Annotated in this window: 21 protein-coding genes, 8 tRNA genes, 1 riboswitch and 1 other annotated feature (1 of these 31 cut by a window edge); of the genes, 13 read left to right on the top strand and 16 right to left on the bottom strand. The window is 30.7% G+C overall.

Translation table 11 applies throughout. The annotated features are described in order from the left end of the window. Positions 1-179: a binding site (T-box leader), on the bottom strand; it reaches 25 nt to the left of the window's first position. A gap of 110 nt (positions 180-289) precedes the next feature. Both EDD60_RS10385 and EDD60_RS10380 read right to left on the bottom strand, forming a co-directional pair. Then, positions 290-2143, bottom strand: coding sequence for an ATP-binding cassette domain-containing protein (locus tag EDD60_RS10385; RefSeq protein ID WP_066447854.1), 1854 nt, complete (start codon positions 2141-2143; stop codon positions 290-292). Between the two features lie 2 nt (positions 2144-2145). Further along, entirely contained in the window at positions 2146-3924 is a 1779-nt protein-coding gene (locus EDD60_RS10380; protein WP_066447857.1) for an ABC transporter ATP-binding protein/permease, read from the bottom strand. Positions 3925-3963: 39 nt separating this feature from the next. On the opposite strand from EDD60_RS10380, the gene EDD60_RS10375 reads away from it, so the two are divergent. Further along, on the top strand, positions 3964-4896 hold the full coding sequence (locus EDD60_RS10375) for a TIGR01212 family radical SAM protein (RefSeq protein WP_066447860.1): 933 nt from the start codon (positions 3964-3966) through the stop codon (positions 4894-4896). 28 nt (positions 4897-4924) lie between these two features. On the opposite strand, the gene hpf is transcribed toward EDD60_RS10375, so the two are convergent. From hpf to EDD60_RS10350, 5 genes are all read right to left on the bottom strand, one after another. Next, positions 4925-5455, bottom strand: a complete 531-nt coding sequence (gene hpf / locus EDD60_RS10370) for a ribosome hibernation-promoting factor, HPF/YfiA family (protein ID WP_066447864.1) — start codon at positions 5453-5455, stop codon at positions 4925-4927. Between the two features lie 92 nt (positions 5456-5547). Continuing rightward, positions 5548-6690 (bottom strand): methionine adenosyltransferase, encoded by a 1143-nt coding sequence (gene metK / locus EDD60_RS10365; RefSeq protein WP_066447867.1) that lies wholly within the window; start codon positions 6688-6690, stop codon positions 5548-5550. 58 nt (positions 6691-6748) lie between these two features. After that, a riboswitch (SAM riboswitch) is annotated at positions 6749-6845 on the bottom strand. A 6-nt stretch (positions 6846-6851) separates the two neighbouring features. Further along, entirely contained in the window at positions 6852-6977 is a 126-nt protein-coding gene (locus EDD60_RS10360; protein ID WP_132226395.1) for a FlhC family transcriptional regulator, read from the bottom strand. Positions 6978-7130: 153 nt separating this feature from the next. After that, positions 7131-7547 carry a large-conductance mechanosensitive channel protein MscL gene (mscL, locus tag EDD60_RS10355; protein WP_066447870.1) on the bottom strand — a complete coding sequence of 139 codons (417 nt, stop codon included), beginning with the start codon at positions 7545-7547 and terminating at the stop codon, positions 7131-7133. Next, a complete protein-coding gene (locus tag EDD60_RS10350) occupies positions 7547-7771 on the bottom strand; it encodes a NifU family protein (RefSeq protein ID WP_054325398.1) in 225 nt (74 codons plus the stop codon). Before EDD60_RS10350 ends, mscL begins: the two co-directional genes overlap by 1 nt. 124 nt (positions 7772-7895) lie before the next feature. Here EDD60_RS10350 and EDD60_RS10345 point away from each other — a divergent pair, with 124 nt between their 5' ends. The 10 genes from EDD60_RS10345 (at position 7896) to EDD60_RS10300 (ending at position 10326) form a co-directional block, all read left to right on the top strand. After that, positions 7896-8270: a CvfD/Ygs/GSP13 family RNA-binding post-transcriptional regulator gene (locus EDD60_RS10345; protein WP_066447873.1), complete on the top strand. Its 375-nt coding sequence runs from the start codon at positions 7896-7898 to the stop codon at positions 8268-8270. Then, a complete protein-coding gene (locus EDD60_RS10340; RefSeq protein WP_066447877.1) occupies positions 8270-9550 on the top strand; it encodes a glucose-6-phosphate isomerase in 1281 nt (426 codons plus the stop codon). Before EDD60_RS10345 ends, EDD60_RS10340 begins: the two co-directional genes overlap by 1 nt. 92 nt (positions 9551-9642) lie before the next feature. Then, positions 9643-9718: transfer RNA gene (locus tag EDD60_RS10335), tRNA-Val, on the top strand. 2 nt (positions 9719-9720) lie between these two features. Then, positions 9721-9796: transfer RNA gene (locus EDD60_RS10330), tRNA-Thr, on the top strand. Positions 9797-9803: 7 nt separating this feature from the next. Beyond that, positions 9804-9887: transfer RNA gene (locus EDD60_RS10325), tRNA-Tyr, on the top strand. Positions 9888-9893: 6 nt separating this feature from the next. Next, positions 9894-9969: transfer RNA gene (locus EDD60_RS10320), tRNA-Gln, on the top strand. Positions 9970-9976: 7 nt separating this feature from the next. Beyond that, positions 9977-10052, top strand: a tRNA-Lys gene (locus tag EDD60_RS10315). A gap of 9 nt (positions 10053-10061) precedes the next feature. Then, positions 10062-10135, top strand: a tRNA-Gly gene (locus EDD60_RS10310). Positions 10136-10157: 22 nt separating this feature from the next. Beyond that, positions 10158-10231 (top strand) — tRNA-Gly (locus EDD60_RS10305). Positions 10232-10252: 21 nt separating this feature from the next. Further along, positions 10253-10326 (top strand) — tRNA-Gly (locus EDD60_RS10300). 72 nt (positions 10327-10398) lie between these two features. Here EDD60_RS10300 and EDD60_RS10295 read toward each other — a convergent pair. Together EDD60_RS10295 and EDD60_RS10290 are read right to left on the bottom strand one after the other, a co-directional pair. Beyond that, a complete protein-coding gene (locus EDD60_RS10295) occupies positions 10399-10884 on the bottom strand; it encodes a DUF6518 family protein (protein ID WP_066445205.1) in 486 nt (161 codons plus the stop codon). Between the two features lie 33 nt (positions 10885-10917). Then, positions 10918-12072 carry a PucR family transcriptional regulator gene (locus EDD60_RS10290; protein ID WP_066445203.1) on the bottom strand — a complete coding sequence of 385 codons (1155 nt, stop codon included), beginning with the start codon at positions 12070-12072 and terminating at the stop codon, positions 10918-10920. A 160-nt stretch (positions 12073-12232) separates the two neighbouring features. Between EDD60_RS10290 and EDD60_RS16595 the strand changes: the two genes are divergently transcribed. Continuing rightward, positions 12233-12361, top strand: a complete 129-nt coding sequence (locus tag EDD60_RS16595; RefSeq protein ID WP_257529342.1) for a hypothetical protein — start codon at positions 12233-12235, stop codon at positions 12359-12361. 63 nt (positions 12362-12424) lie between these two features. Here EDD60_RS16595 and EDD60_RS16110 read toward each other — a convergent pair whose 3' ends face one another. Genes EDD60_RS16110 through EDD60_RS10260 form a run of 6 tightly spaced genes read right to left on the bottom strand, consistent with a single transcriptional unit; the run spans position 12425 to position 15492 of the window. Beyond that, on the bottom strand, positions 12425-13135 hold the full coding sequence (locus EDD60_RS16110; protein ID WP_066445201.1) for a DUF3784 domain-containing protein: 711 nt from the start codon (positions 13133-13135) through the stop codon (positions 12425-12427). 18 nt (positions 13136-13153) lie between these two features. Then, on the bottom strand, positions 13154-13888 hold the full coding sequence (locus tag EDD60_RS10280) for a uracil-DNA glycosylase family protein (RefSeq protein WP_066445199.1): 735 nt from the start codon (positions 13886-13888) through the stop codon (positions 13154-13156). Between the two features lie 46 nt (positions 13889-13934). Further along, complete coding sequence (locus EDD60_RS10275) at positions 13935-14213, bottom strand: hypothetical protein (protein WP_066445196.1); 279 nt, start codon at positions 14211-14213, stop codon at positions 13935-13937. Between the two features lie 28 nt (positions 14214-14241). Continuing rightward, a complete protein-coding gene (locus EDD60_RS10270) occupies positions 14242-14505 on the bottom strand; it encodes a hypothetical protein (RefSeq protein ID WP_066445193.1) in 264 nt (87 codons plus the stop codon). An 11-nt stretch (positions 14506-14516) separates the two neighbouring features. Further along, the gene (locus EDD60_RS10265) at positions 14517-15152 is read right to left on the bottom strand and encodes a DUF3887 domain-containing protein (protein WP_165973145.1); all 636 of its coding nucleotides are present in this window, start codon (positions 15150-15152) and stop codon (positions 14517-14519) included. Then, entirely contained in the window at positions 15145-15492 is a 348-nt protein-coding gene (locus EDD60_RS10260; protein ID WP_066445187.1) for a PadR family transcriptional regulator, read from the bottom strand. The genes EDD60_RS10265 and EDD60_RS10260 overlap by 8 nt, the downstream gene beginning before the upstream one ends. A 130-nt stretch (positions 15493-15622) precedes the next feature. On the opposite strand from EDD60_RS10260, the gene EDD60_RS10255 reads away from it, so the two are divergent. Beyond that, positions 15623-16210, top strand: coding sequence for a DUF2371 domain-containing protein (locus EDD60_RS10255; protein ID WP_066445185.1), 588 nt, complete (start codon positions 15623-15625; stop codon positions 16208-16210). Between the two features lie 169 nt (positions 16211-16379). Here EDD60_RS10255 and EDD60_RS10250 read toward each other — a convergent pair. Continuing rightward, positions 16380-16873: transposase (locus EDD60_RS10250; RefSeq protein WP_207905316.1), on the bottom strand; the 494-nt coding region annotated here is incomplete at its 5' end.

The following is a 16873-nucleotide window of genomic DNA, read 5'->3' as shown; positions in this document are numbered from 1 at the left end:
CACCTTAGTTCATACAATCATTGTATGCCCTCAACACTTTAACGCAGTGATACGGTAAAGACTACTTGATTCACCCTTACATCTCCAAGGCGAGTTCATTGCTTCCTCTACTTGTTTCCACCAGCCACAAGCTCTCTAAAAGATTACAGACAATTACTATTCCTTTTCATTGATTTTTACTTATTCAACATTATATCACATGATTTAATAATTTCAACTATTAATCTTTTTTAATTAACTCCATCTATTGAGCTTGCTATTAACTTCAACAATTCTAAATACATTATTTTTATTCTTTTAAAGATTCAACTGTATTGATCTTCAAAACATAAATCAATGGTGGAATTTGACTGATTAATACAAACAAATATGTTACACCAAAAACAATCAACAATAATCTTATATCAAAAGAAAAGACAAACTGATGATTTAATAAAATCTCTTTAACAACTTGGTTCATCATTTCAATAGCTTCATAATATAACAAAGTACATATCAACTGAGCAAATAAAACAATTTCCAATGACTCATATAAAACAATTTTCATAATATCAATTGGACTAGCACCAAAACATTTCATAATTGCTAAATCTTTCTTTTTTTGAACAACATTTAAAAACATCACCTCTCCAATTAAAAACAAAGAAGATAAAATAGCTAAGATTGAAAAAATATATAAAACAATTCTCACCTGTTTCATGGTTTGACTTATATTTTGAGTTGTAGAAGTACCAACTTCTTTAAATTGATAAGTGGGATAAGTTTTTTGAAGATCATCTAAAACAGTTTTTCTTTCTTTATTTTTATCAACATATATAATTCCTAAACTTGCTGATGGATTCTCCGGAAACTGATAAACTTCTTTTAAAAGATAATAAGAAGCATGATTTTGTTGATAGAAAGTATCTAATGAAGTTGTTTGTGTCGTGATTCCTACCACATGAAAAGCAATGGGTTTGACTTCTAAACCATGTTGATAATAAACATAAACTGCTTTATCAATTAATAAAGAAATATCTTCATTTTGACAAAGATGTTGAGCTGTTGATAGTGATACTAAAATTTCATGTTGATTTTGCGGAAATCTTCCTAATTTTAATGATAAATCCTCATAAGGAGATGTTTCATCACCGATAAAAAGAGTTGTTGATTCTTGGTAGCGTTCTTTTATAAAACTCATTCCTAAACATTCATAATCATCTAAATACATTTCGGCTTTAATAATATCTGGATGAGCTTGTATTTGATTGAGTAATTCAACAGTCAAAGATTGATGATGCATTGATTGAAAACTAATGCTGGAAGCAGGAAATAATGAATGAATATATTGATGAATTTGATTTTCTAAATTTTGACTTAATGTCAATGTAAAAACAATACATAACAAAGAAAGGGTTAAACCAAAAACCAGTTGTAAAGAACGTTTCTTATGTGATAAAAATGATTCAATTGATAAACGAAGATGTGGGAAAAAGATTCTCTTAGTTTTCTTTTTCATTTGATCTTGATGCACTGACTGTCGATAGACACGATGAGCTATGATTTGTCCATCTTTCATTTCATAGATTTCATCACTATACTTTTCAACTAATTTTTGATCATGTGATACCAAAATAACCAATCGTTGTTTTGCTTCTTCTTTTAATAACTCCATAATTTCCTTTGCATGAATAGGATCTAAAGAACCTGTCGGTTCATCACATAATAAAATATCACTTTTATGATAACGTGTTCTTAAATATGCAATGCGTTGTCTTTGTCCTAATGATAAAGAGGACATACTAGCATTTTCAAAAGCTTGCATATCTAAAAGAATCTGTTGTTTTTCTTGAGGATGGAAAAATTGTGGTAAAGCGATATTTTGTTTCACTGACAACCACATAATTAAATGAAATTGTTGAAAGATAAAGCTTACATGTTGACGACGATATTTTGTTAAATGCTTTTTCACGCTTTTTCCCTGCCATAGAAGATCACCTAAAAAATCTTGATCAATACCTCCAATAATATGTAACAGCGTACTTTTCCCACATCCTGAAGGTCCAACAATTGAAACCATTCCACAACTTGGAAAAGACATATTAATATCTTGTAACACTTTATGATAATCATATCTTTTTTGAATATTCTTTAATTCTAACATCCTTATTCCTCCCTTAAAACATCAATCATATTGATACTCATCATCTTTCTTGTTGGTAATAGTGCCCCTAACATAGTCATCAACATATAACAAATAAAAATAAAGCCATATAAATCATATTGACTCAATAATATGGGATGTAAACTTAAAAGAATCCCAAAATGTTCTTTTAATAAATAAACATTATTGAAATAAAAATATAAAAATGCTGATAATAAACAACCACCTATTGCCATCATGATACCTAAACTCAAGGCTTCAATAATTGATAAAACAAACAACCTTTTTCTTTTCATACCTAAAGATAATAAATAAGCAACATCATGAGTTCTTTCATAATAAATCGTTGATTCAACAATCCCAATTAAAAGCAAAGAAACAAAAAAACTGATTCCTATAAAAACATAGGCAATCAATCTTGCTAGAGAAAGAATGGATTGATAATTTTCAACCCTTTCAATTACATCACTATAAACAAAATAATCCTGAGATAAACTTTTATACAGCATTTGATGAGATTGCTCCTTAGCTTCTACACATAAAGTTTTCATATCTTTAAAAGCAGATAATTCGTTTTGTAATAATGGTGAACAATAAATTTCTTCTTGGGTAAAGAAATGTTCTTCTAAAACACCTACAACCTGCATTTCTATTTTTGTATCAGTAAGACAAGTTAATGTTTGAGGCTGTTTTAATGTTTGATATAAAGGTAAACTCAAAATAATTTCATGACTATTTTGGGGTAATCGTCCTTTTGATAATTGAATATGAGATGTTTGTATTGGCAAAAAGGAAATGAAACATGTTATATCTTTATTTTGATAAGACCATTGTAATTGTTCCAATGAATAATCATAAGTGACATTCTTTATCTGCAGATGAGTTATCAGTTCTTCAAAAGCACTGCTATCTTTTTTCTCAATCGTCATCATGTTGACTTGAACTGAACTTTTCTCACTTTCACTTATTGCATCAAAAACGCCATTCATTGCTGTAACAATCAAAAAGAATGCCACAATCACAATCCATTGAAATAAAAAAAGAAACAGTAGTTTGTTTCTTTGATAAAGTAATTGTTTAAAAGAATAAAAAAACATGGAATATGTCTTGGGTTGAGGATGAGTTGTTTGAATAATTGGTGTTTTTTTAAGTCGACCTTTTAATTTTGCATTTTCTAAAGTCAAAACACTATCACAATATTGTTTCAATAACAAAGGATCATGTGAAACAATAATTACTAATGATTTTAATGATAGTTTTTTTAACTCTTGCATAACAATTTGAGCTTGTTGACTATGTAAGGCTCCTGTTGGTTCATCACATAAAATAATTGGTGATTGTTTGAGCATTGCTTTTGCAATCGAGGCACGTTTTAATTGTCCTCCAGATAATTGATGAGGATAACGTTTTAATAAATCTTGAATAGAAAGTTGAGTTGTGATTTTTTGTAAAATAGCTGGTGAATAATCAAACTGACTGACTTGTGATGCAAGTGTAATATTTTCTTTTATTGTCAAAGCAGAAATAAAATCCTTATTTTGCATCATATAAGAAATATTTTGACTTATAAATTCACTTCTATCCATGACTTTTTCGCCATTATAAAAAATTTCACCTGCAAAATCATCATCCAACATTCCAATAATATAAAGTAACGTACTTTTCCCACATCCACTTGTTCCTTGAATTCCTACCATTCCACAATCAGGTAACACTAAAGAAACATCATCAATGATAAGATGTTCCTCAAATCTTTTTGAAATATGTTTTAACTCTAACATTGTTTCCTCCTTTATGCTATAATCATTTCGGTGATAAAAATGAACAAATTCCCTTATTCAAATGATAACAAGCGTTATCATACATATAACTATTATTTAAAAAATAAATATCAACAAAAAATAGCCAAAGTCTCTTTAAACGCTGGCTTTACTTGTCCTAATCGTGATGGAACCAAAGGAAAAGGTGGATGTATTTTTTGTTCAGATAGTGGTTCTGGTGATTTTGCTGGAAATGTCTATGATTCTTTACAAAAACAATTTCAAGATGTATCTACAATGATGAGAAAAAAATGGCCTGATTGTAAATTCATTGCATATTTTCAAGCTAATACCAATACCTATGGAACATTAGACAGATTAAAAGCAACCTTTGAGCCGTTTTTAGATTATCCTGATGTGGTTGGAATTGCTATTGCAACACGTCCTGATTGTTTAAGTGAGGAGATTTGTGATTATCTTTACGAACTATCACAAAAATGTGATCTCTATATTGAATTAGGTCTACAAACCATTCATGATTCAACAGCTCAACTGATTAATCGTGGACACGATTATCAAACATTTTTAAAAGGACTAGAGCGTTTAAGAAAACGTCATCTTGATGTCTGTGTCCATATTATCAATGGTCTCCCTTATGAAACCTATGATATGATGATTGAAACTGCAAAAGTAGTTGGCAAGCTAGACATTCAAGGTCTTAAGATTCACAATCTCTTTATGTTAAAAGATACTGCTTTACATAAAATGTATTTGCAAAAGCCTTTTCCATTACTTTCTAGAGAGGACTATATAAAACTTGTTGTTGAACAATTAACTTATATTCCTGATTCTGTTGTGATTGAACGTCTAACTGGTGATGCCCCATTAAAAGATCTTGTTGAACCATTATGGTCTATTAAAAAAGTAACGATTTTAAATGATATTGATAAATTAATGAAAGAAAAAGACCTTTATCAAGGTTCTTTGGTATAATAAAAAGCCCAAGCTTGGGCTTTTTATGTTATTCAGTTTCAATTAAGCCATAATTTCCATCATGTCTTTTATAAACAACACTAATTAAATTTGTTTCAGTGTCCTTATAAACAAAGAATGAATGTCCAATTAATTCCATTTGCATAATAGCTTCTTCCATATCCATAGGTTTTGGACTAATTGTCTTTGTTTTGACGAGAACATCTTCCTCCTCTGTTTCTAATGGTTCAATAGAAGCAATGTTCAATGCGAGTTTATTATCTTTAGATTTTCTGTTTAATCTCGTCTTGTACTTTCTAATTTGCCCTTCTAATTTGTCGATTACTAAATCGATTGCATTATAAAGATCTTCATCCATTTCTTCAGCTCTTAATAATACATATTCTGTTGGAATAGTCACTTCGATTTTTTGACCAACTGGATACGTTCTAATTAAAACTTTCGCTTCAACATTATCACTCATGATAAAGTATTTGTCTAACATACTTAATTTCTTGTTGACTTTTGCTTGAATCCCTTCAGTTAGCTCAATGTTTTTTCCTCTAATAATGACTTTCATAAATATTCCTCCTTTGATAATTATATTATACAATAAATTAATAAAAATTACACTCCTATCCTTAAAAAAAGTAAAAAAGCCCCGATAGGAGCTTACAAATATTTTTTCAAATCTTCAACTTTATCTAAATTTTCCCAAGGTAAATTTAAATCACCACGTCCAAAATGTCCATAAACAGCTGTTTTTGAATATAATGGCTGAAGCAATTGTAAAGTATCAATAATTCCTTGAGGTGTTAAATTAAATTCAGTTTTAATCGCTTTTAAGATAACATCTTTATCAACTTTTTCACTACCATATGTTTCAATAAAGACACTTGTTGGTTCTTTAACCCCAATTGCATAAGATAATTGAATCTCAATTTTATCACAAAGTCCAGCAGCAACAATGTTCTTAGCCATGTATCTTGCCATATAAGCTGCACTTCTATCCACCTTAGAAGGATCTTTTCCTGAGAATGCTCCTCCACCATGTCTAGCTGTTCCACCATATGTATCAACAATAATCTTACGTCCAGTTAAACCTGTATCACCATGAGGTCCACCAATTACAAAACGTCCAGTTGGATTAATATAAACTTTGTAATCTGTATTCATGTCATATTTTTTAACAACTTCTTTCATAATGACATTTTGAATATAATCTTTAAATTCTGTTTCATTAAAATCTGAATCATGTTGAATTGACATTAAGATCGTATCAATCTTAGGATGAGTAGGATCACTATAATCAACTGTCACTTGTGATTTCATATCAGGACGTGCCCATTTAAATTCACCAGCATGTCTTTTTTCTGTGGCATAACGTACCAAATGATGAGCAATAGAAACTGGTAAAGGCATATATCCTTCTGTTTCATTACAAGCATAACCAAACATAATACCTTGGTCTCCTGCTCCACCAACTTCAACATTTGTTCCAAGAGCGATATCAGCTGATTGGGTATCCATCACAACTTTAACTTCACAATGATCGGCATCAATTCCTAAATCATCACTTGTATAACCAATTTTTCTTAAAACATCTCTTGCAATGCTTTCATAATCAACTTTAGCATTAGTTGTGATTTCACCACCAATCATCAATAAATTTGTTGTTGTGAAACACTCACAAGCCACTCTTGAATGTGGATCTTGTCCAATACATGCATCCAAGATAGCATCACTAATTTGATCACAGACTTTGTCTGGATGTCCTTCTGAAACTGATTCAGATGTAAATAAAATCTTTTCCATTTTTTCTTTCCTCCCGCATTTCAATAAAAAAAGCTTTCAAGAGGAAAGCTTTTCTTTCCTCTTATTGTTCAAGTAAACTTGCTAGGTAAAGGCACCTTCTTTTCTAAGGGTTGCCACCACTTCATCGATCCTCATCTCGTGGTTCTGAATAAGAGCTTCTATTATTGATATAATTTTGTTAGATCTTCACGGCTTAAGGATGTCATGGCTTCAATAAGTTCCATATCTATTCCTAAGTCATAAAGAATGGCAGCTATTTTTAACTGCTCCTGCTTTCTTGTATTCATAATATCACCACTCTTAGTTTAACCTAATCGTCAGACATTATTCTACAAATCAAGACTTTGTTCATTATATGCTAATCATATCTATAAATCAAGAGATATTTTCACATACTATGATTATAACACATTTTTCATTGTTTTTTTCTCAAATTTTTCTCAATTTTTATTTTCTTTTAATAAATCCCTAATTTCTATTAAAAGTTCTTCTGTTGTTGGTCCTTTTTCTTTGATTTCTTCAACATCTTCTTTTTGACGAAGTGAAGATAATTTCATCATGATTTTTAACATAACAAAGATTACCAATGCAATAATTAAAAAATCAATGATATTTTGTAAGAAATTACCATACATTAAAGCAATCCCTTCACTTCCATTCACTGGCTCTTTTAAAACCAATGAAAGCTTTGTGAAATCAGCCGCACCAGTTAATAATGTAATCACTGGCATAATAATATCATTAACAAGTGATGAAACAATTTTACCAAAAGCTCCACCAATGATAACCCCAACGGCCATATCTAGCACATTTCCACGCATGGCAAATTCTTTAAACTCAGCAATAAATTTTTTCATTAAATAGCCTGTACTTCCAAAACACCAGGAACTTCTTCAATCAGGATTTGTTCAACACCATCTTTTAAAGTTGCATCAAGCATTGTACAACCAGCACAAGCTCCATGCATTTGAACATAAACAATACCATCTTCAAATTTGATGAATTCGATATCTCCACCATCTCTTTGTAAATATGGTCTTAGTTTATGAATGACTTTCTTAATTTCTTCTTCTTGATTCATTCTTCTTCCTCCTAACGTCCTCCATATTATACCATAATTTTTAAAATATAAAAGTGACATAACCTATTTTCGCTTTCATGTAGAACCCTTTTGTGATATAATCTCATTGATTGGAGGGCTGTTAATGGAATATCGCGTCAAAACTGGTGATATTATTGATGTGACCATTACTGGAATTCAACCTTATGGTGCATTTGCCTCTTTACCCGATCATACTTCTGGTTTAATACACATTTCAGAAATATCTGATAAGTTTGTAAGAAGTGTTGAAAGCTTTGTCCATGTTGGTGAAGTTATTCGTGTCAAAGTTATTGATATAGATGAAGAAAGTCATCAAGCCAAGCTTTCTTTAAAAGCTGTACATACAGCAAAAAGAAAGTATAAGCGAGCTTATAAAAACCAAAGGGAAAAGATACAAGAGACACCTTTAGGATTTAATCCATTGAAAGAAAAATTGCCTGAGTGGATTGCTCAAGGCATCAAAAAGGAGGAAGAATGATGATTAAAGTTGATTTATCACAAGCTAAATTAGCTGAAAGTATGGATGCATATACAAAGCAAGTTGCTTCTATTCATGATATGATCCATAACAAAACTGGTAAAGGAAATGATTTTTTAGGATGGGTAGACTTACCTGTTGCTTATGATAAAGAAGAAGTCAAAGCAATTAAAGAAAAAGCTGCACAATTAAAAGATGAAATTGATGTTTTATTAGTATGTGGTATCGGGGGTTCTTATTTAGGAGCAAGAGCTGCTATTGAAGCATTAAATGGTTTATTCCCTACAAATGATGTACAAATCATCTATGTTGGAAATACTTTCTCATCTAATTACTTATCTCAAGTTAAAGAATATGTTAAAGATAAAGAATTTGCAATCAATGTTATTTCTAAATCAGGAACAACTACTGAAACATCAATTGCATTTAGAATCTTTAAAGATTTACTTGAATCTACTAAAGGAAAAGAAGTTGCCAGAAGAAGAATTGTCGCAACTACTGATAAAGAAAAAGGTGCTTTAAAAACTTTAGCAACTAATGAAGGATATACAACATTCGTTGTACCTGATGATGTTGGTGGACGTTATTCAGTATTAACAGCAGTTGGTTTATTCCCAATTGCTATGGCAGGAATTGATGTTGAAGCTATGTTAAAAGGTGCAGCTGATGCAAGAGAAGAATATAGTAATCCTGATTTAGCTAAAAATGCAGCTTATCAATATGGTGTAGCTAGACAAATGTTATCAAAACAAGGATATCCTGCTGAAATGTTTGTCACTTATGAATTACAACTTGCTATGACTGCAGAATGGTGGAAACAATTATTTGGTGAATCTGAAGGTAAAGAAGGAAAAGGTATCTTACCAACAAGTGCAACTTTCTCTACAGATTTACACTCACTTGGACAATTTATCCAAGAAGGAACAAAAGTTTTATATGAAACAGTTTTAAAAATTGAAAAACCAATTTCTGATTTAGAAATTCCTAGTGATGCTGATAATTTAGATAATTTAAATTACTTAGCTGGAAAAACTGTTGATTATGTAAATAAAAAAGCTTGTGAAGGAACAATTGATGCCCATGTTAATACTGGTAATGTTCCTAATATCCAAATCACACTTGATGAATTAACTCCATATTCATTTGGATATATGGTTTATTTCTTTGAAAAAGCATGTGCTATGTCAGTATATTTATTAGATGTCAATCCATTTAATCAACCTGGTGTAGAAGTTTACAAGAAAAACATGTTTAAATTATTAGGAAAACCTGGTGTTTAAGAAGTAGAGAAATCTACTTCTTTTATTTTTTTAAAATTTTTTCTTGACGGAAAATATCTCCTATGGTATTATATGTAAGCACTAAGAAATACGGAGGTTTAGCTCAGTTGGGAGAGCATCTGCCTTACAAGCAGAGGGTCAGCGGTTCGAGCCCGTTAACCTCCACCATTGCCGGCTTAGCTCAACTGGTAGAGCAACTGACTTGTAATCAGTAGGTTGAGGGTTCAAGTCCTTTAGCCGGCACCATATTGATGGGGAGGTAGCGAAGTGGCTAAACGCGGCTGACTGTAACTCAGTTCCTTTCGGTTCGGTGGTTCGAATCCGCCCCTCCCCACCATCTTGTTGGGATATAGCCAAGCGGTAAGGCAACAGACTTTGACTCTGTCATTTCCCTGGTTCGAATCCAGGTATCCCAGCCAATTATTTGACCCGCTAGCTCAGTCGGTAGAGCATCTGACTTTTAATCAGAGGGTCAGGCGTTCGAGTCGCCTGCGGGTCACCATCTTAATATGCGGATGTAGTTCAATGGTAGAACTTCAGCCTTCCAAGCTGACTACGTGGGTTCGATTCCCATCATCCGCTCCATTTAAGATTTTATATTCCCTATGCGGGTGTAGTTCAATGGTAGAACTTCAGCCTTCCAAGCTGACTACGTGGGTTCGATTCCCATCACCCGCTCCATTAAAATTTTATATTTCTTATGCGGATGTAGTTCAATGGTAGAACTTCAGCCTTCCAAGCTGACTACGTGGGTTCGATTCCCATCATCCGCTCCATTCGAAATAATATTTCCTATAAATTAGGAAGTTTTTTATGTTAAAACCCTGTTTATTTTTAAAACAGGGTTTTTAGCGTATTATCTTTTTAAAAAACAAAATATAAATTAATAACCCATCAATTATAAAATCATATATTCTTAATCCATCAAAAAGAATAAGACTTGATAAAATGGATATCAATACAATTCCAATACGGATGATATAAGATAAAAGACCTTTTTCTTTTGTCATCCAAGTAAAATAGGCCAATATTGGAGAACACAATGCAAATAATGTCCATGCCATAATAAAAGTCTTGCTATAAACGCCTTGGTTAAAATAAGCAACACTATAATATGTGCCTAGCATTCCTAAACAAAATGGTAAAATATTAATCATTGCTTGTTTCTTTGTATGACTATAAATAGAGATAAGAACACCAAATAATATCCATATAGCCATTTGTGAAAAAATATTTCCTAAATTTTGAGTATAGATATCCAATAATCTTGATAGTATTCCTAAAAGGAATCCAATTATAAATAAACTGATTGGATTAATGATATATTTCTTCATTTCATCCTCCTAAATGAACAATCATATTCCTATTTAAAACATTCTTTTGATATAAAAAGCTAACATATAAGGTAATAAATCATTATATGAAGATAGTGGATTATTTAACAGTTCTTTAATCTTTGTTAAACGATAATTAATTGTATTACGATGAGTATATAAATGTTTTGCCATCATTTGAGGACTTCCATTATACTCCAAATAATAATAAAGTGTTTTTTCTAACTCACCATGATGTTTTTCATCATAAGATATTAAAGGATCTAATAAACGATGATACATATCTTTTAAAATTTGTTCATCTTCAATAGAAGAAAGAATTTGATAAACCCCCATATCTCTAAAATGTAGAATGGCCTGTTGAAAATGAGTTGCTAAAGTTGTCGCACTTAAAGCACGTTTATAACTTAAAATAATATTTCTAAAATCTTTAACCATTGTTCCAACACCAATATGAATTTGATATTTGTTCATACGTTTTTTAGCACGCTGACACATACTTTTAATAATTTCATCAAATTCACTTTCAGCTAAATTATTGACTACCAATACAAAACGTCCATCATACCAAAAGAAACTATAAGGGCATTCAATCTTTTCAAAATACAATTCAATTTGAAAAGCCATACGTCGTCTTTCAATCGTATCCCATTGATCAGAATCCTCAATATGAATAGATAATACTTGAAAGGTACCATCAACATCAAATGTACTTGTTAATGCTAATCGAGATTCTTCAATATCCTGAGCATTCATAAAAACCTTTTTAAAATAAGTTGCAACTTGTCGATCTTCTTTTTCTGAATAAAGACAACGCATACTAAAATCCTTAATTAAATCTGCCAAATGAACTTTCCATGGTGTTGTCAATAATGGAAAATCTTGTTCATCACAATAATCAATAACATCACTTGGAATATCAAAAATATATTTACCTGTATTAATAATCAAACCAACACTATGATATTTGACAAGATATTGAACCAACTCTAATAGATCACCCGCTTCTTGAAAACCAAGTCCTGTTGTGACGACCAATTCTTTTCCCCATAATTGTCTAATAATCGTTGTATCTTCTATCAAATGAACCCAACTAATCGCATTGGCACATCCCTTTTTACCAGCTAATAATTTTAATTGATATTGAGTTTGCGTTTGGACCAAAGCATCTTCAATTGTAAATCCCATAACAATCACTTCCCCCTTCTTTTTTATTATAACACTTTTTGTGCTCTGCGCACAAAATAATGGGGTTATCTTTATATTTTGAGACCCTTTTTTTATTTTGATTATGTTATATAATGTAATTGTATTAAAAAGGAAACAATATTTCAAAGGAGGAATGACTATGTTTATCTCATCTGATTATTATGCATTAGCTAGCGAACGCAATTATTGCCCATCTTGGGTACAAAGTGAACGTTATTTCAATTGTGCTCACTTCTCAAAGTTATTATCTTTTTTCTGGAATAAATAATATATATAATAATATTTAACTCCCCTCAAAAAAGGAAAGGTATCACATCCCATGATACCTTTTTTACTTATCTTTTAATTTTTCATAAAGCGCTTTCGTTTGACTTACTGTTTTATCATTAACAACAACAATTCCATCTTTTGTTTCCATAACAACATAATCTTTGCAGCTTGTATAACAATATAATAAATATCTACCAAACTTATCATTTTGAAAACGTCCTGCATTAATAGCCATATTATTAATCCCCATTTTTTTCTTACCGATATCTAAATTTTCAACATAACTGACTTTTTCAATATCTTGATAAAGAACTTCAGTCGTTCTCGATAAAGTTGCCTTGAAAACAACTGATTGATCTAAAAACTTCACATTGATATTCCCTATAAACATCATGATTCCTACTCCAATAGAAATCAATATACCTATTATTGCAAAATAAACTTGACTGTTTTTATACCAAGGGGTTTTGGCAACTTCTTTTTGATATTCCTCACGATAACAATGTCCACTCCCTACAAACATAACAACCAATGCTAGTGCGATTGTTATAAGCATAATAACGACTCCGATCATTTTAAAAAATGCCGTAGCAAGCAAACCAAAAGCTATAAGCATCATCCCTACTCCCATTACACGACATAATTTCTTTTCATCATAGCGTGCTTTTTCGCTTTCACTTGCAGTATTATAACCCGCGATTAAAAAACCACCTTTTCCCATTAATAAGAAAATAGCCATAATCCCAAAAATAAGACTTAACCCTATTATCATAATTATTTTCCTCTCTATCTATAAATTCCATTTTATTTCTTCAATATTCTTAAAAATATTTTCATCAACAAATTGCGGCAATCTGGGATGACAACAGTGATATTGATTATTATTCTCCCCTATTGTAAAAATTACTCTTTGTTTAGCATTTTTTCCAAATAAAAGCCATTTCACGTTTTTATTTTTCTTATCAATATACTTCATAACATCATTCATAACTGCTTCCCATAATTGTGTATGAGAATCTGGCTGATCTGGTTTGACAGTTAATGTCGCATTTAAGAATAGCACACCACTTTGTTCTCGTTTATCAAACCATTCAGGAGGTTCACTCATTTGGAAATCACCATTATCAATATCATTACGGATTTCTGCTATTGTTTTCTTTTGACCTGTTTCATTAAAGACAATAGCTTTTAATATATTTATCAATGATGCTTGTTTAAATTTTTGTTGCCAGCTTTTAACATTTTTTACTTCAAAACTTCTTCCTGTAGCAACACCTTCAATTTTTCCATCTTCATTTATATACCATGAAGGATAGGGTTCCATGCCAAGAATAATACATTTGATATTTTGAAGATCAAGCGAAAGAAAACGCATAATCTTGTCTTTTTTAGGAAAATACGCATAACCACAATCGTGTAATGGCATCCTATCCAATGTTTTTTCTATGACATTTAATTTTTCTATAAAATCATCACTCAATAACTCTTTCCATGAATCATCAACATAATTAGGCAATAATGTCATCTTACTTCATCCTCCATTTTTACATAATACTTCCATTATAACGATATTAACCATAAATCAAGATGCCTATCCCTAAAACAGTTCCTAAAAGAATCAAAATAGCAGAGAACTTGCCACTTAAGATATAAAGCAAAACAACAAGAAAATAATCAACCCCCATAACAAAAAGTCCTAATCCCACTACTTGTGGATAAGCTTTCTTTTGTGAATCATTTACTTTTTGATAGTGATAATCATGCATTATCTTTATATTATGCTTTACAATCAACTGATAAGCATAAAACAACAGCAATAACCCTATTGCTAAAAATATGATATTTTCCATAGTCTCACCTTTTATAGTCATTAATTTTTTAAATAGCTTTCAAAACAACTTCTAATATTAAACAAAGCACAGCAACAGTAATCATCATTCCCATTAACATAACTGATGAGAAATGAAAATACGCATGAAACAATATTATCATTCCGACAAAAATAACCGCTCCACTTTCTAAACGAACATGTTTTTTGATATCCTTAACACCATTATAATTTTTAATCAGAGGAATTTTCCCTTGAATAAAACAATAAAGTCCCAAAGCAATAGATAAAATACCTAAAATGATTTCTACCATATATACTCCTTCTATTTCATATAAATGCCAACCATTTGACCAGATTCATTAAAACTAATTGTATAAGTCACACTTCTTTTTTCATATAACGCAACAACTTCACTCGCCACTAATAACTCACCTTTTTGTTTAGCTTCAACAGATTGCTCACTCGTTATTTTTTCAAAATTCCCAAGTTCCCCTAAATCATTTTTAGCCTTTAAAATATCATCTAATCGATCTCGTAAATTTGGACTTAACATTTGATGAAGCGAATCATAATCATTTTGATTAAGATAACCAATTGCTTCTACATTCCATTGATGTACTTCACTTTCTTGATATAATCCTGATGTTCCTAATGGATTGATATCAGGTATCAGTGATTGAATATACAAGACAATAGCAATAATAACAGCAACCACGCCAATAATAATACCTATAATCAATTTCTTATGTGACTTTTTGTAAACAACTCCTAAATTATCATTAAATTCTTGTGCTAATTCTTCAGGTGTCCCCATTCTTTTCATAATATCTTCAAATGTTTCACCATTTTTCAATGCCATTTCAATATCATTATTCAAATCAACTTTGATTTTTTCTTTTTCTTTCTTTGTACATCCTAATTTTTTCATAACTAATTTAATATATTGTTCTTTATTCATCATCATTATCCCCCAATATTTGATTTACATTTTTTGAAAAATCATGCCATAAACTCCGCAATTCAATTAAAGTCTTTTGACCATCCTCAGTGATTTTATAATACTTTCTTGAAATTTCTTTATCCTTTTGTTCACTCCATTCACTCTTAACCAATCCATCATCTTCTAAACGATATAGAATTGGATATAGCGTTCCTTCACGCATTTCAAACATGCCTTGACTTAATTCTTTCATAGTCATAATCAATTGATAACCATACATTTTTTCTTTTGATAAAAGCTGTAATACTATAATTTCTAAAACACCCTTTTTTAATTGTCTTTCATATTTCGCATTCATAGCATCATCTCTTTTCTATTTAGTATTACTAAATATATTCTAATACCAAATATAAAAATAGTCAATTATTACGAATAAAAGTTAATACTAAAGTCATAAAGAAAGTCAATACTATAAGCGGGTGATGAAAATGAGTCAAAAGAAATTTACTTTTAATGATGAAGATGAAGATACAAATGATATCTATCAATCACATATAGATAAATATGATAGTTATTATCAACAAACACCAAAAACAAAACAAATAAACCAACCACATAAAAAAACAACTGTTCCTACAACAAAACAGCCCCTTCCACAAAAGAAAAAAGTCCCTAAACATGATGATTCTCATGAATTAGAAGATCAAAAAGTAGTTCAGCATTATAAGAAACCAAAAACCAAAGTCAAAAAGAAAATAAAGAAAAAGACAAAGAATAAAGTCAAAACAAAAGTTATAAAAGAAAAAAGAAAACGTTCTTGGTTTTCTACATTCTTTCTCTTTTTATTAAGTTTGTTAATCATTGCGGGTGTTTGTTTTGGTGGATATGTGGCTTATCACTATTATTTAAAGCAACAAAATCAAATTGAAGAATTACAACAACAATTACAGGAATCAAAACAAGATCAGCAACAAGATTCTTCAACTCAGCAAACTGATGATCAAGAATCAAATTCTGCCGATCAAGAAGATAAACCTCTTGATGACAATAATGATCAAACAATACCTCAGGAATAATAGGCTGTAACGAGTAAGTAGTTTTTTAACTATTTTAGAGCGTTACAGCTCTTTTTTTGTAAATTAAAATGAATGAGAAAATTTTAGCCTTTTTACTCTTTCTTTTTCTCATTCATTTACTCTTTTTGGCGCACTTAAAAAGAACTACCTCTTTTATTTTAAAAATTTATTAGTTTATTTGTTTCTTTTCTTTTTCTTTCATTTTATTTCGGTGATATTTCCTTAGGTTTTCTCCTATCGCTATTAAATATATCTCTAATTTTACTCCAGCTTCTCCTCGCCGACGTAATCTGTCATATTTCTGATTATATTTTAAATCTCCAAATGTCCCCTCTGACTCATTGCTTCGTTTCTTCATCAGCTTGATACCTTCATCACTTGTCACGTTGCTTCTTGCCTCTTGATGATATTCTTCCAGCTTATCACAATGTACCAATGTTCTCCCATTTTTTGCTTTGGTGCATTTGCTTCTCAATGGGCAACCTTCACAATGTCTGTTTACATAATGTTTATTTATTCTTTCATATTCTCCTTGTCTATCGATTGTCTCCTTTTCTAGTTCAAATGCATGTCCAGCTGGACATATATAATTTCCTTCATCATCTTTGATAAAGTGTATTGATTTGTATCTGTTTTTTTCTGTTACTTTTTCTTTCTCTTTAT

This window comes from Longibaculum muris (genome assembly GCF_004343035.1).
Lineage (GTDB): Bacteria > Bacillota_I > Bacilli_A > Erysipelotrichales > Coprobacillaceae > Longibaculum > Longibaculum muris.
The sequence above is the reverse complement of the archived record's forward strand: the minus strand, read 5'-3'. Positions and strand labels throughout refer to the sequence as shown.

Coding starts and splice junctions, on each gene's coding strand:
- EDD60_RS10385 (WP_066447854.1), bottom strand. CDS start 2,143: ATGTTAGAATTAAAGAATATTCAAAAAAGATATGATTATCATAAAGTG.
- EDD60_RS10380 (WP_066447857.1), bottom strand. CDS start 3,924: ATGTTAGAGTTAAAACATATTTCAAAAAGATTTGAGGAACATCTTATC.
- EDD60_RS10375 (WP_066447860.1), top strand. CDS start 3,964: ATGAACAAATTCCCTTATTCAAATGATAACAAGCGTTATCATACATAT.
- hpf (WP_066447864.1), bottom strand. CDS start 5,455: ATGAAAGTCATTATTAGAGGAAAAAACATTGAGCTAACTGAAGGGATT.
- metK (WP_066447867.1), bottom strand. CDS start 6,690: ATGGAAAAGATTTTATTTACATCTGAATCAGTTTCAGAAGGACATCCA.
- EDD60_RS10360 (WP_132226395.1), bottom strand. CDS start 6,977: ATGAATACAAGAAAGCAGGAGCAGTTAAAAATAGCTGCCATTCTTTAT.
- mscL (WP_066447870.1), bottom strand. CDS start 7,547: ATGAAAAAATTTATTGCTGAGTTTAAAGAATTTGCCATGCGTGGAAAT.
- EDD60_RS10350 (WP_054325398.1), bottom strand. CDS start 7,771: ATGAATCAAGAAGAAGAAATTAAGAAAGTCATTCATAAACTAAGACCA.
- EDD60_RS10345 (WP_066447873.1), top strand. CDS start 7,896: ATGGAATATCGCGTCAAAACTGGTGATATTATTGATGTGACCATTACT.
- EDD60_RS10340 (WP_066447877.1), top strand. CDS start 8,270: ATGATTAAAGTTGATTTATCACAAGCTAAATTAGCTGAAAGTATGGAT.
- EDD60_RS10295 (WP_066445205.1), bottom strand. CDS start 10,884: ATGAAGAAATATATCATTAATCCAATCAGTTTATTTATAATTGGATTC.
- EDD60_RS10290 (WP_066445203.1), bottom strand. CDS start 12,072: ATGGGATTTACAATTGAAGATGCTTTGGTCCAAACGCAAACTCAATAT.
- EDD60_RS16595 (WP_257529342.1), top strand. CDS start 12,233: ATGTTTATCTCATCTGATTATTATGCATTAGCTAGCGAACGCAATTAT.
- EDD60_RS16110 (WP_066445201.1), bottom strand. CDS start 13,135: ATGATAATAGGGTTAAGTCTTATTTTTGGGATTATGGCTATTTTCTTA.
- EDD60_RS10280 (WP_066445199.1), bottom strand. CDS start 13,888: ATGACATTATTGCCTAATTATGTTGATGATTCATGGAAAGAGTTATTG.
- EDD60_RS10275 (WP_066445196.1), bottom strand. CDS start 14,213: ATGGAAAATATCATATTTTTAGCAATAGGGTTATTGCTGTTGTTTTAT.
- EDD60_RS10270 (WP_066445193.1), bottom strand. CDS start 14,505: ATGGTAGAAATCATTTTAGGTATTTTATCTATTGCTTTGGGACTTTAT.
- EDD60_RS10265 (WP_165973145.1), bottom strand. CDS start 15,152: ATGAATAAAGAACAATATATTAAATTAGTTATGAAAAAATTAGGATGT.
- EDD60_RS10260 (WP_066445187.1), bottom strand. CDS start 15,492: ATGAATGCGAAATATGAAAGACAATTAAAAAAGGGTGTTTTAGAAATT.
- EDD60_RS10255 (WP_066445185.1), top strand. CDS start 15,623: ATGAGTCAAAAGAAATTTACTTTTAATGATGAAGATGAAGATACAAAT.